Raw genomic sequence first — 12,713 nt, 5'->3', positions numbered from 1 at the left:
TGTCACTCAAGCAGTATTGTCAAAATCCGCAGATATCCGGATTTGTCCCTTCAACCGCCCAGGCTTGCGCACCCGAGGTGTATCGACATGGGGAAGCAGATCCAGATAAGGCTTGCCAGCCTTGGTGATCACAACCTTGTCGCCATGCCATGCACGCTCAGCAAGTTGGGAAAGCTGGGATTTTGCTTCATGCATGTTTACTTGTACCAGTTCATTCATTTGGCACCTCCATAGCGTTAGCCAAGCTAGCCCAAGTCGTAGAATTTCGATAGACAAGGTGTCGAGCTGACCGTCTGTCAAAAATGACTTCTCAAGACCCTCGACTGCCGATGAAGCAATCCGATCACCATCGCGAGCAAGCTCGCTCCCACAGGGGATCGGCGGTGGGTTTGGGATTCGGTGTTATCGGGGCCGCAGGATTTTCCTGCGGCCCTTTTCTTTGGCTGTATCAAGGGTTACGAGATCATTTCCCCAACCCACTAATCTTCCACGGGCACACCGCGTCCCTCACCCCGCTCGGCCCGACGATCTCCGGTGTCTGCCCCAGTGACCTGGCGCTCAGCACTTTGCCCACCTGCGCAATCAACTGATCAAACCCCAACGTCGCATTTTCCTGATGCAACTTGCGCAGTTGTTCGACCACGGCGTAGGTGAAGGCGCCATAGCTGCTGGAGCCGACTTCGTATTCGTTGGCTTTTTCGTTTTCCCGGGCGGCGTAGAGCATCAGGGGCATGTAGGGGCCGTGGTGGCCGTAGAGTTTGCCTTGGCGCTGCAGTTGGGCTTTTTTCTCGGGGCGCAGGCCGGTGGCGGCGCCTTGGGTGCTGCGGGTGCGGGTGAGTCCGCGGGATGTGTGGTCGTGTTCGCTGAAGTCGCGGCCGTCGCTGTCGGCGGCGTACACCCGGCGGTCCCAGTCGCCAGCGTAGGGGTCCCAGCGCAGCATGCGGTGGCGGATGTCGCTGGGTGGGGTGATGCCGCGTACGCGGCCGTTGCCGCGGGTCATGCCGCCGGCGTAGCAGCAGTCGAACATGACGGTCAGTTTGGCGCCGTGGCCGTTCGGGTCGAACGGCAAGTGGCTGTAGAACTGGCGGAACAGTTTGTCGGTGAAGTGGGTGTTTTCGTCGTCCCAGTCGAAGTCGTAGAGCACCAGGGTTTCGTCCATGCGGTCGGCTTCGCCGCTGCTGCTGTAGGCCGGCAGTTGGGTGCCGTGGCCGGAATAGAACAGCACGCGCTCGTCGCCGGCGCGGGCGCCTTCTACCAGCCATTCGAGGCGCTCGACGAAGTTCGCCCGCGTCGCTCGGGCGTCGTGCAGCAACCGAATGTCGCCGGCGTCGTAGCCGCTTTCCTGAAGCATGCGGCTGATCAGGTAGGTGTCGTTGATGCAGCCGTCGAGGCGTGCGCCCGGTTCGGGGTAGTCGTTGATGCCGACCACCAGGGCGCGGCGTTTGCGTTGGCCGCTGCGGGACAGGAACGCCGGCACTTCCAGAGCACCTGCCGCCACCACGTCGCGGGCCAGTTGTGGCCAGAGGCCGGTCTGGCTGGTGGCGGACGACAAGTAAGCCTGGGCTGCGTGATTGAGGTCGAGCAGGTCATCACGCAGCGGCACGCTGAACTCGGTTTGCAGGTCGACCCGCGCTGAGTCTGGCGAGGTAATCGGCCGGGTCAGCAAGCCGTCGTTGGGGTTGTAGAGGTGGAACCAACGGCGAATGCCTCGGCCGTTTTCGCTCAGGCGCATGACCCGTCCGCCCCACACTTCGCGCATCACCAACGGCAGCGCGATCGGCGAGCCGAAGCTGACGAATACCCGGCCATCGATGAGTTTCAGCGCCGAACCTTTCTTGGCCACCGAACGGCGCAAGGCGTCGTAACCGATCAGGCTGCCGAGCCCTTGGGCGAAGATGATCTGTGGGTTGAACGCGTCGATTTTTTCCAGCAGATGTTGAGTCAGTGCGGTGCGTAAATCGGCGTCTTCGATCCACTGCACGATGGCGCCGACGGTGGTGCGCAGCATCTGATTGACCGGCAGGCCCCAACTGCCGAAATCCTCGTCGGCCTTGCCCCGGGCGTCGTCCCGCAGCATGGCCAGGCCGCGGGTGATCTGGGCGAAGTCCGGTCCATCCTTGAGTTGGTCATCGAAGGGCAGAAAGTCGATGTCCTGGTCGTCGATAACGCGACCGTTCTGCGCCAGTTGGCTGCGGATCAGCGTGCGCCATTGTTCCTGCCAGTTCGCGTCGGTACTGCCCTGCCCATTGGCGGGTTGCGTGAATCCCACACCCGGCAGGCACAGGACTCGCAGTTGCGCAGGCACAACAGCCGGCACCGCCCCAACTTGCAAGGTTTTGACGGCGGGCGTTGCAACGGCAGCTACCGTTTGACCGTGGGCGGTGGCCATCAAATCCTGCAGGCGCCGCAGTTTCGCTTCCAGGCTGTCGGCACTGGGCGCGGCGGACGTGAGGGCGGCCTGGCCAGGATCAACCAGTGCACGGGTGCGACTGTCGAGGAAACTGCTGACGCCTTGGGCGCTGTTTTTCCAGATCTGCTCCGGATCAAGACCGTCGAGGTAACCGGTGGCGCTGTCCACCACCTGCCGGCTTTGGGTCGCTAGTTGGGACTCGATCAGTGGCAGCCCGGCGCGGCTTGGCACGGCGGTGGCTGCCAGTTTCGGCGCCGGAGCAAGGTTTGCGGCAGCGCGCCAGATCGGCGCATTGCCGAAGTGCTGGGCCGCCACCACCCTTGCACCCAAGGCACTGCGCGGCAGTTGGAAATGATCGCAGAGAAAGGCCAGCAAACTGGTGTGATCGTAATGTTGCGCCTGGAGGTTGTCGGTCCACGGGATCAGGCCGGGATTGAGCCAGGGCGAAGCGAGGATCGCCGGTACACGGATGCCGAGACGAGTGAAGGGATTGGGCCAGTCGACATCAACCGTTGAACCCGTCGCCACGCAAGTCGGTGGCACCACATGGTCATGGAAACCGCCGTGCTCGTCGTACAGCAGCACGAACAGGGTTTTGCTCCAGAGGTCTGTGTTGTCCGACAAGGCATTGAACACCTCGCCGACAAACTGATCGCCAAAACGCAGGTCTTCCGGTGGATGGTGCGACACGTTGGGCCCGAGCTTGCCGTTGAGCAGGCCATAACTCGGCTCGATCCAGGACAGCTCAGGGAGCTTGTTACCAGCGACATCCGATTTGAAGTCGTCGATGCTCATGTGCTGCAAACCACCTTTGACCAACGCCGCCAGCGGGATGGCGCCATCGGAATAAATGCGCACATCGTGGCCCTTGTCACGCAGCAGCGAAAAAATGCTGTCGCCACCAAACTGCGCAATCAGGCTTTTGATACCGGCCAGCACCGTGCCCGTGGACGGCATCAGCAAGTGGCCGTTGCAACTGCCGAGCATGGCGAAAAAACGGTTCGGCCAGGTCGGGCCCGGCACCGAGGCAAACCAGCGGTCGCACACGGTAAAGTTGCGCGCCAGCCCCTGGATCGCCGGCAGCGGATCGGCGGCTGGCGTGGCACCAAACGGGATGTAGTTCATCGCCCGCTGGGCCATGGATTGCGAGTAAGTTTTGTACACCTTCAGATCGTTGCGAGCCTTGTCGTAGGCGTCCTGCGCAAAGCCATCGAGCTTGGGTGTGGTCAGGCTGGTCTTGAGTGACACATCCAGTTGCTTCACCACATCGACGAACTCGTGACCGAGGTCGAAACCTTCGCTGTCCTTGGCCGGCAGCGCCGGTGGCGAAGGTGCGGGCGGCGCCCACAGGGCAAAGTAGTCAGGTGTTTCCGCCGTTTGAGTGATCACCGCTGAATTGCCACTGGCGTCCTTCAGCGGGTTGCTGCTGGGCGCTTTACGGTCGATGCCGTCGCACGCAGGGTTGATGCTGGTGTAATCCCCCAGCAGATGATCGAACGAGCGGTTTTCCATCATCAGCACAACGACGTGCTTAATCTCGTCGGGCCAGTTGTTCGACATGCTGCTCTCCCTGAGTTGATGTGCCCGATCACGCTCAGGGCTTGGGCTGTGGGACCGTTTTGCTGCCCGTCAGGCGAATCATCTGGCTCAACATCTTGAACCAGAAGTCGCCGCCCAACGAGGCAGCCAACGCCGCCGTCATGACCCCAAGCAACCAGTAGCCGAACCAGGCGATTTTGTTGTTCTGATCGTGGTGTAAAAACGCCGGCGGGTTGTTCCAGCCGATAGCGCCCTGAGGCAGCGCCTGCAAACTGCTCAATGCCGAATCGAACTGGCATTGGGCCTTGTCGTCCCGATTCGCGCAGGCTTGATCGAGCGCTGCGGATGCGCTGTTCGTCACCAGATTGTTGGCCATCTGCATGCCTGCCGCGTGCAACGTGTCATTGCGCACCATGCCTTGCATGAGGTCAAACGCGTTGACGTTGAGCACCAGGCAAATCACCAGCGAGCAGACCAGCGAGACAACTTTGGCATTACGCCGCATCCAGCCTTCGGCGCGGTCCATGACCGCATTGATCCAGTGCTCCAGCCGGGTCTTGAACGCGCACAGCAGTTCCTGGGCCGTGGTGACGTTGGCCTGGGCCGCCGCAAGCATCGTCGACAGTGCGCGGCGCAAGTGCTCAGAGGGAACCTGCGCAATGCCTTTGGTCAGGGCCGCATTGAGTTCGTCGAGGGGAATATCGAGGGTCGTGGTGTCGTCTTTGTGCAGCAACAGCGTGATCACTACCTGCGCCAGTATCGCCGGGTCCAGGTAACTGGGGCGATTGCCCGGTGGCGCCATGGACTGGATCATCGGGTGATCAAGCACCTGCTGGAAGAACGCCAGGTCGCTGTCGTTCAGCCCCTTCAATTTGCCGGTGAACAACAGCTTCAGGGCGTTATAAAGGTACTTCGCCCGGACCTTCTGGAAGAAGGATTGAATGATTTCAGTGAGGGTGGTGACGAAAATACCCAGCAGCGTGAACAGCGCCAACATCCCGAGAATCGCGTCCAGAACGACCGACCCAAACATCCTTACCTCCTTGTAGGGGCAACAGACAGTCAGCCCGCAACGGTGCCTCAGTCTGAGGCATGGAACCCTACGCGCCATCTGACAACGCTAGTCAGGCTATGGGGTCTTGTCCAATTGCAGTGGGCGTTGATGCGACAAACGTGAATCAACAGGTGCGCCATCACGCGCCACCCGCTATTAATACGCCACCTACCTCTCAAGGACCCGAGCGCGCATGAAATTCGACACCGCCTACTGCATCAGCCTCGACGACAAGCTGTCGATCTATGACGTGCGCGATCTGAACTTCGACGAGACCATGGATTTCGACTCGGCCAAGGAGCGCTTTCAATGCCCCAACGACGACTGTCGCACGGCGTTCGACGAGGCGAATGGGCTGGGGACGTTCAACGCGAAAAACGTCAATTACATCCGCACGCCGCACTTCAAGAACCTGCCCGGCACCCGGCATATCGAAGGCTGCCCTTATGTCAGCCTCAGAACGCCGGCGTCAGAAGGTGCAGAAACGGACGACGGGCCGGAGGAGCATTTTCCGTCAGAGCTGCTGCTGACCCGGCGTCAGTATGTGCGTAAGCCAGCCACTCCACTGCCGGATGTCGATGCACCTCGGGATCAGCCAAAACCTTCCGCCACGACCAGCGCTACCGAGCACCCGACTCGCGAGTCGGCACCGGACAAAACCAGCGTCTTCGCTCACCCAGTGGAGTGCTTCGTATCGAATTTCGATAACAAGGACCTGCTCAAACGCATGCCGCTGAAGATTGGCGAGCACACCGCGTCTTACAGCGCGTTCTTCAAGAAAATCGAATACCTGCAGGACAACAAGGGGCTGATTTACTGGGGCAAGATCAAAGCCATCAAGGACTACAACACCAGCTTCCGCATCGATTTCGAGAAGAAGGTCTGGCTCGACAAGAAGCCCTACTCGGTGAACGTTTACCTGAGCAAAAACCTGATCGAGAACTACCGCAAGCGCAAAGCTTTCCTGGAAGAAATCAAGAGCGCCATCGACAGCGAGCGGGAGCTTTATTGCTTCTTCTATGGCGTGACGCCGGAATTGAAGCAGGTACCAAGCAAGAAAAACCCCGAGAAGACGTTCGGGGTGTTCAGTGGTGATATCGAGAATCTGGATCACTTCATTGTTCGGGAGGTGCCGGGGTTGGAGGGCAAGTAACCAGTGGCTCACATTGCTAACGTAACGTCACGTTACACCTCAACCCAGTTGAAGATGCCTCTCCAGATCCCGAAGCTCCTGCCTCACTTGTTTACGTCGATCACGCGCAGCCTGGATGCCAAGCTCATCGAGGCCGCAGTATGTTCGTAACCAGTGCACCATCATTTCTTCATCCGGATAGAAATAGTCTTTATGGCCTTTGCTGTTTCTCAGGGTGTCGTTCATCTGTGCATCAAAGCGGCCAGCCATGATCTCGTCCGGCGGCAAAGAGCCCCATTCAGCGGCGCAATCCTCGAAGACCCAGGCGATTTGTTCGATGTGTTTTTGTGCACTGCGATGACTGCGCCTGTACATACGGTATAGATGACAGCTCTCCTCGAACCGCTCCAGCATCGGCGAGTAGTTCACCCACTGCAGAATGTCATTCTGCATCGCATAGCACATCAAGCCGTTGATCCAGCGATCAGAAAACCGTTGGATAAACCCCTCAAGATCAGCCTTTTTCGATTCGGCGAAGATCATGCAGTAACGAGTTTGTACGTGTATGACGAGCAACACGTGCTTGCGCTGGACAGTGATGGCATGGACCAGCCATTGCTCGACCAAGTCGTCCGGGTCATCTTCCTCAATGGTGTGCGACGGTGGGTTGCTATCCACCGGGGTGATTTTTTTGCCCTTGTTGACCCGGCTGAAGAAGTTGCTGGCCGCTTCGGTACAGTTGAATATCAGCATTCCTGGTTCCCTGTCAGTCCTGTCGCACGATCTCCTCAACCCATTCAAGCTCAAAGGGCTGACGAACAACGCTAGCAATCTCCCCACTGGTATCTTTGCTAAAACTCGAAATCATAGAGTTATCCGAGCTACGAACCAAGCATCACCAATACCAGCACTTCGGCCACGAAAGCCCTGCGGCGTTTTCGACGATGTTTCGCCGGGTGCTGGGGCAAGCGCCCACCGCCTACCTCGAAGGTGCGAAATAACATCGATCAAAAAATTGAGTTTGATCCGGGCCGAAAACAACTGTACAAAAACACAGTACTTATTGAATAACCCATTTCGAACCCGGAGAAAACCATGGCCTCTCTTGCGATGAAAATCACCCTGGAACGTATCGCCCTTTTCCAATTCACCCCCGCACACAGCGCACAAGCCCGTGCGATGCTGGGCTGGTCGCTGGAGGAGTTTTCCAGGGAGTCCGGGGTTACCGTTGAAGCGATCCGCCGTTTTGAAGCGGGCGGTGAAGTGCTCGACGTCACCCGCCTGGCCCTCGCCTATCGGCTTGAAGCCGAAGGCCTGGTGTTCTTTCCAGGCTTTGCACCGGGCCGAGGCATGAGCGTCAGAGGCTCTACGCCTGATCCGGTGGGGCGGGCGGATTACGCGATGATTGAGTGATACCCAATCATCCAATGGGGGGCCTTCCCCCCAACACTGGCAGAGTCTGCTGTACCAGCATCTGCGCAGAACAATCCGTGGAATAGGCGCACGTCCCTAGCCATTAACGATCAACTGAACGGTCGTCTCTTCAACCTCCAGCCACCAGGCCTCTCCACGCTGCGGCTGCTCAAGACTGAACGCTTCGCCCATCTGTGGCGTGGTGATCGAAATACTGCGTTCCAAGGCCAAGGCCAAGATGCGGTCGAAGGGTTCATGCCATGCGTGCATCGACAAATCGAAAGTGCCGTTGTGAATGGGTAGCAGCCAACGGCCCTTGAGGTCGATGTGGGCTTGCAGGGTTTCTTCCGGTTGCATGTGGATGAGCGGCCAGTCGACGTTGTACGCGCCGGTTTCCATCAGTGTCAGATCGAAGGGGCCGAACTGTTCGCCGATCGCTTTGAAACCGTCGAAGTAACCGGTATCACCACTGAAGAAAATCCGTTTGCCGCCATCAATCATCACCCAAGAGGCCCAGAGCGTGCTGTTGCCATCGAACAGTCCGCGACCGGAAAAGTGCTGCGAAGGCGTGGCAATGAAATGAATCCCCTCGATCTGAGTGCCTTCCCACCAATCCAGCTGACGCACTTTGCTCGCATCGACGCCCCATTTGATCAACGTCTCACCCACGCCCAGCGGCGCAAGAAAGTGCCCGGTTTTGTCCGCCAGCTTGAGAATCGACTGACGATCGAGGTGGTCGTAATGGTCATGGGACAGAATCACCGCTTCGATCGGTGGCAACTCCTCCAGGCTGATCGGTGGTTGATGAAAGCGTTTGGGGCCGGCCCATTGCACCGGCGATGCACGCTCGGCGAAGACCGGATCGGTCAGCCAGAACTTGTCGCGCAGTTTCAGCAGCACGGTGGAATGCCCCAGGCGAAACACGCTGTGGTTCGGTGCGTCGAGAAGCTGTTCGAGAGTCAGTGCTTGAACCGGAATAACACCGGTCGGTCGCGTGTTACTCGGCTTGTGGAAAATCATGTTCCAGAAAATTTGCAGGGTCTTGCGAAAACCTTGCCCCGGTACGGCCGCATGATTTTGGTATTGCCCCTGCTCTTGCCGGGACGTTTTCAGTTCAGTGGCGCTATCCGCCGGGGAAGAGAAAGTGGCCATGTTTGAGTGACTCCAGAAAACCGACGAGGTGCGGCGTTTCTTTTTCGGACGATAAATGGCCAATGCACGCACGCGTCAGCCGCAAACTCTATTTTTCAACCGCTCAACTACACTGCACAGTGTAGTTTCAAGATTGCAACAAAGCCGTGAGCAAGTAAACTGCCGAGTGTAATTCTTCCTTTTTTTCTACCGAAGCGTATTTATGACAGCTCCACTGCGCCTCACCGACCGTAAACGCGAAGCCATTGTTCAGGCGGCGATTGCCGAATTCCGTGCCAACGGGTTCGACATCACCAGCATGGACAAGATCGCCGCCACCGCGGGTGTCTCGAAGCGCACGGTGTACAACCACTTCCCCAGTAAAGAAGAGCTGTGGACTGAAATCCTGCAACGATTGTGGACCAACGTCACCGCTCAGCAGGACAACTGCTATCGCACAGACCTACCGCTGCGCGAGCAGTTGGGCCAACTGCTGCACTGCAAATTGCAGTTGCTGGGGGACACCAATTTCCTTGATCTGGCACGAGTTGCCATCGCCGCCACCATCCATTCGCCAGAACGGGTCCAGGACATGGTCGAGCGTATTGGCGAACGTGAAGAAGGGCTGACCACCTGGATTCGCGCGGCTCAGGCTGACGGTCGGCTCAAGCCTGTAGACCCGGCCTTTGCTGCCCAGCAGGTGCAGGGAATGCTCAAGGCATTTGCCTTCTGGCCGCAGATCTCCCTGAACTGTCCACCACTGTCACCCGAGATGCAGACGACGGTTGTAGAGTCGACGCTGGACATGTTTCTGGCCTGCTATCAACGGTAGGCATGAAGGGCACGCAAAAGGACACATGGAACAAATGACACTGTTCACGTGTTTATCCGCTGGACCGAAGCGCTGAATAAAACACTACAAAGTGTTTCAAAGCGAATCGGGCGCTGGAAGCTGTGGGGGTTATAGTGAGCCTCAGTCCCATGGCATTGCAGAGAGCATCATGAATTCAACCAAGCCCGAAGAAAAAGATCCCGCCGTCCCCGTCGATCACTTGCGCTTCCACCGGCCGCACGCTCATCTGGCATCGACGTTCGGCAACGACACTTTTGCATTGAAGGCCGAAGCCTTTGCACGCTTCTTTGGCACCCCGACCTTCCTCGGCGCGCAAACCCTCATCGTCGTGGTCTGGATTGCCCTGAACGTCACGGGGTTAACGACCTTCGACGTCTACCCGTTCATCCTCCTCAACCTCGCGTTCAGTCTGCAAGCGGCCTATGCCGCGCCGTTGATTCTGCTGGCGCAAACCCGTCAGGCCGCCCGCGACAAAGCCCAGTCCGAAGCCGACGCGCTACACCGCGAGACCTTGGCGATTGCCAACACCGAACGGCAAGCACAAGCCGCGAAGACCTCAGCGCAGTTACTGACGTTGCTTCAACAAAACACCCGACTGACCGAAATGACCAAAGAACTGACTGAACGCATCGAAAACCTGACCATGGAGATGCATCAACACGTTCTAAAGGATCAGCAACGCTCCTGATCGGGCAATTGCAACCAGCGTGATAACTCGTCGAACAGCGTCACCACCGAGCGCAATGCTCGACAGTCCGGGCGAGTCAGTAACCACAGGCTGGTGTCGTAACCGAGCAGGGGTTCGCTCAATGGGCGCAGCCCCTGCGCGGCGTCGATCAGAAAGTTCGGCAACGCGGCGACCCCAAGCCCGGCGCGTACCAACTCGGTGACCGAGAGCATACTGTTGCAGCGATAGCTCGGCAGCACACCGGGAAATTGCTGACGACGCCAGATCACGGTTGGATGGTCGGGCAGAAAGTCATCCGGAGCGATCCAGCTCAACCGCGTCAGATCACTCGGCTCGACCGACTTCAGATACGCCGCACTCGCACACACCCGGTACGACACCGCCCCCAATCGCCGCCCAACCAGATGCTCCGGGGGTGAGCGGGTCAGGCGCAAGGCGATATCGGCATCGCGGCGGCTGAGGTTGGCGAAATCGTTGGAGGTGCTCAGTTCCAGAATCAACGCCGGGTACGCCGGCATGAACTGCGCCAGTGCCGGCAACAGCAACGCATGCAACACCGAATCGGTGCAGGTCAGGCGCACGGTGCCGCTGATGACGTCACCGCCCTGCTCCACGCCAATACGCGCCGCTTCCAGCGCCTGCTCGGCGCGTTCGGCCTGCTCGGCCAGTGTTCGGGCCAGGGCGGTCGGCAAATAACCTGCGCGACTTTTCTCGAACAGCGCTTGGCCCAACGCCGCTTCCAGACGCCTGACCGCACGAAACACCGTCGAAACGTCGACCTTCAACAGTGCCGCCGCCCGTGCCAGAGAGCCGCCGCGCACCAACGCAAGAATCAAGGCGAGGTCCGGGTAATCCAGCTGATAGTGCGTTGATGCATTGAACACTTGGGTAAACGCCACTATTGATTGCGTGAACGCCAATCTATAGTGGCGCCCAGGAATCAACAAGTCTTGGAGACACTATGCAAAAAAGCCCTGAACTGCGTATTGCACTGATCGGTGACTACGACCCGCAGGTCACTGCCCATCAGGCAATTCCCCTGGCGCTGAACCTGGCCGCACAACACGCTGAAGTTGATGTGCAGGTTGAGTGGCTGGCCACTGACCACATTGATGTAAACACTCAATTGGCTGACTTCGACGGCTTCTGGTGCGTGCCTGCCAGCCCTTACCGCAACATGGACGGCGCGCTGTTGGCGATCCGTTTTGCCCGCGAACAGCAGCGTCCGTTCCTCGGCACCTGCGGTGGTTTCCAACACGCGGTGCTTGAATACGCGCGCAACGTTCTGGGTTGGGCCGATGCCGAGCATGGCGAAACTGCGCCAGACGCCATTCGCGCCGTGCTCACGCCGCTGACCTGCTCGTTGGTCGAGGTTGCCGACAGCATCCGGTTGGTTGAAGGCTCGCTGATCGCCAACGCCTACGCGACCACTGAAATTCGCGAAGGCTACCACTGCCGCTACGGCGTCAATCCAGCGTTCGAAGAGCAACTGCTGACACACAACCTTAAAGCCACCGGCCACGATTCGGCGGGTGATCTACGGGCCGTGGAGCTCAGCGATCATCCGTTCTTCGTCGCGACCTTGTTTCAACCCGAGCGAGCGGCGCTAGCCGGCACTCTTCCACCCTTGGTCGAAGCCTTTATCAAGGCCTGCGTGAGGAATCGCAAATGATCGCCAACACCCCCTCGCCGCCTTACTACGCGGTGATTTTCACTTCACTGCGCACCACCGCCGACCAGGGTTACGAGCAAGCCGCGATGCGCATGGTCGAACTCGCCCGCGACCAACCAGGGTTTCTCGGAGTCGAGTCAGCCCGGGGTGAAGACGGTCTCGGCATCACCGTTTCCTACTGGTCCAGCGAAGAAGCAATCCTCGCCTGGAAACATCACGCCGAGCACAGTGAAACCCGCGAACGCGGGCGCTCGACCTGGTATGAAGCGTTTCATACGCGAGTGTGCAAGGTTGAACGCGCTTATGCCTTCGAGCGTCAGCCGGCCTGAACCAGACTGCGCAGCGCGCTAATTTCCGGTAAATCCTCGCGTCGCATGTAAACCCGCAGCGGTTCGGTGATGTTGATCCGGTCGTCAATGTTCTGTTCCAGCAGCAAGCGGATCAGCTCGCGCTTGAGGGTCATGGCTTGACCGGCCTCAGGCGCCCAGACGAACTCGTTGGCGGGGATGATCGCGTCGTCAGCGACGTCCATGCCAAAGGCGTCTTCGCTGAAGCGGACGATGTAGTGAGCGGTCTTGCGATTGAAACCGACGAAGCCTTTGAGTTGGTCGGCGGCCTGGCAGATAAGCTCGGACGTGATGTGCATGGTAAACCTCACGGGTGCGTCCCGAAGGACGGCTGAACGATGGTTTACACGCAGGGCGGGGTAAGAATGCTTTGGGATTTCCCTCTGACGGGGAAACTGCCAAGGTCGATCGTACTGCAAAAGACTGCACAAAAGCGCGGAAAAAACGCCCCTCACACACGTGAATGTCGGATTG

General features: G+C 58.8%; 13 protein-coding genes and 1 pseudogene. 7 read left to right on the top strand and 7 right to left on the bottom strand.

Annotated elements, in window-relative coordinates; translation table 11 throughout:
- Positions 1–6: 6 nt before the first annotated feature.
- The 3 genes from FPT12_RS10745 to FPT12_RS10735 form a co-directional block, all read right to left on the bottom strand.
- Positions 7–219: a type II toxin-antitoxin system Phd/YefM family antitoxin gene (locus tag FPT12_RS10745; protein ID WP_145016247.1), complete on the bottom strand. Its 213-nt coding sequence runs from the start codon at positions 217–219 to the stop codon at positions 7–9.
- 244 nt (positions 220–463) lie between these two features.
- The gene (locus FPT12_RS10740) at positions 464–3,970 is read right to left on the bottom strand and encodes an alkaline phosphatase family protein (protein ID WP_145016246.1); all 3,507 of its coding nucleotides are present in this window, start codon (positions 3,968–3,970) and stop codon (positions 464–466) included.
- Between the two features lie 34 nt (positions 3,971–4,004).
- Positions 4,005–4,982 (bottom strand): hypothetical protein, encoded by a 978-nt coding sequence (locus FPT12_RS10735; RefSeq protein WP_145016245.1) that lies wholly within the window; start codon positions 4,980–4,982, stop codon positions 4,005–4,007.
- Positions 4,983–5,196: 214 nt separating this feature from the next.
- Between FPT12_RS10735 and FPT12_RS10730 the strand changes: the two genes are divergently transcribed.
- On the top strand, positions 5,197–6,156 hold the full coding sequence (locus FPT12_RS10730) for a hypothetical protein (protein ID WP_145016244.1): 960 nt from the start codon (positions 5,197–5,199) through the stop codon (positions 6,154–6,156).
- Between the two features lie 39 nt (positions 6,157–6,195).
- On the opposite strand, the gene FPT12_RS10725 is transcribed toward FPT12_RS10730, so the two are convergent.
- Positions 6,196–6,888 carry a hypothetical protein gene (locus tag FPT12_RS10725; protein WP_145016282.1) on the bottom strand — a complete coding sequence of 231 codons (693 nt, stop codon included), beginning with the start codon at positions 6,886–6,888 and terminating at the stop codon, positions 6,196–6,198.
- A gap of 158 nt (positions 6,889–7,046) precedes the next feature.
- Here FPT12_RS10725 and FPT12_RS27955 point away from each other — a divergent pair.
- Both FPT12_RS27955 and FPT12_RS10715 read left to right on the top strand, forming a co-directional pair.
- A pseudogene (locus FPT12_RS27955) lies at positions 7,047–7,136 on the top strand (AraC family transcriptional regulator); the annotation flags it as partial.
- 94 nt (positions 7,137–7,230) lie between these two features.
- Positions 7,231–7,548 (top strand): helix-turn-helix transcriptional regulator, encoded by a 318-nt coding sequence (locus FPT12_RS10715; RefSeq protein ID WP_123584304.1) that lies wholly within the window; start codon positions 7,231–7,233, stop codon positions 7,546–7,548.
- A gap of 96 nt (positions 7,549–7,644) precedes the next feature.
- On the opposite strand, the gene FPT12_RS10710 is transcribed toward FPT12_RS10715, so the two are convergent.
- On the bottom strand, positions 7,645–8,700 hold the full coding sequence (locus FPT12_RS10710) for an MBL fold metallo-hydrolase (protein ID WP_145016243.1): 1,056 nt from the start codon (positions 8,698–8,700) through the stop codon (positions 7,645–7,647).
- Positions 8,701–8,902: 202 nt separating this feature from the next.
- Here FPT12_RS10710 and FPT12_RS10705 point away from each other — a divergent pair, with 202 nt between their 5' ends.
- Entirely contained in the window at positions 8,903–9,511 is a 609-nt protein-coding gene (locus FPT12_RS10705) for a TetR/AcrR family transcriptional regulator (RefSeq protein WP_145016242.1), read from the top strand.
- A gap of 169 nt (positions 9,512–9,680) precedes the next feature.
- A complete protein-coding gene (locus tag FPT12_RS10700; protein WP_145016241.1) occupies positions 9,681–10,220 on the top strand; it encodes a DUF1003 domain-containing protein in 540 nt (179 codons plus the stop codon).
- Here FPT12_RS10700 and FPT12_RS10695 read toward each other — a convergent pair.
- Positions 10,205–11,167, bottom strand: coding sequence for a LysR family transcriptional regulator (locus tag FPT12_RS10695; protein ID WP_145016240.1), 963 nt, complete (start codon positions 11,165–11,167; stop codon positions 10,205–10,207). The two genes, FPT12_RS10700 and FPT12_RS10695, sit on opposite strands and share 16 nt — an antisense overlap.
- Positions 11,168–11,181: 14 nt before the next feature.
- On the opposite strand from FPT12_RS10695, the gene FPT12_RS10690 reads away from it, so the two are divergent.
- Together FPT12_RS10690 and FPT12_RS10685 are read left to right on the top strand one after the other, a co-directional pair.
- Positions 11,182–11,892, top strand: coding sequence for a CTP synthase (locus FPT12_RS10690; RefSeq protein ID WP_145016239.1), 711 nt, complete (start codon positions 11,182–11,184; stop codon positions 11,890–11,892).
- Positions 11,889–12,221: an antibiotic biosynthesis monooxygenase gene (locus tag FPT12_RS10685; RefSeq protein ID WP_145016238.1), complete on the top strand. Its 333-nt coding sequence runs from the start codon at positions 11,889–11,891 to the stop codon at positions 12,219–12,221. The genes FPT12_RS10690 and FPT12_RS10685 overlap by 4 nt, the downstream gene beginning before the upstream one ends.
- Here FPT12_RS10685 and FPT12_RS10680 read toward each other — a convergent pair.
- The gene (locus FPT12_RS10680) at positions 12,209–12,538 is read right to left on the bottom strand and encodes a DUF2025 family protein (protein ID WP_145016237.1); all 330 of its coding nucleotides are present in this window, start codon (positions 12,536–12,538) and stop codon (positions 12,209–12,211) included. The genes FPT12_RS10685 and FPT12_RS10680 overlap by 13 nt on opposite strands.
- Positions 12,539–12,713: the final 175 nt, after the last annotated feature.

Origin of the sequence: Pseudomonas sp. H3(2019), from assembly GCF_007713465.1 — a bacterium.
GTDB lineage: Bacteria > Pseudomonadota > Gammaproteobacteria > Pseudomonadales > Pseudomonadaceae > Aquipseudomonas.
The sequence above is the reverse complement of the archived record's forward strand: the minus strand, read 5'-3'. Positions and strand labels throughout refer to the sequence as shown.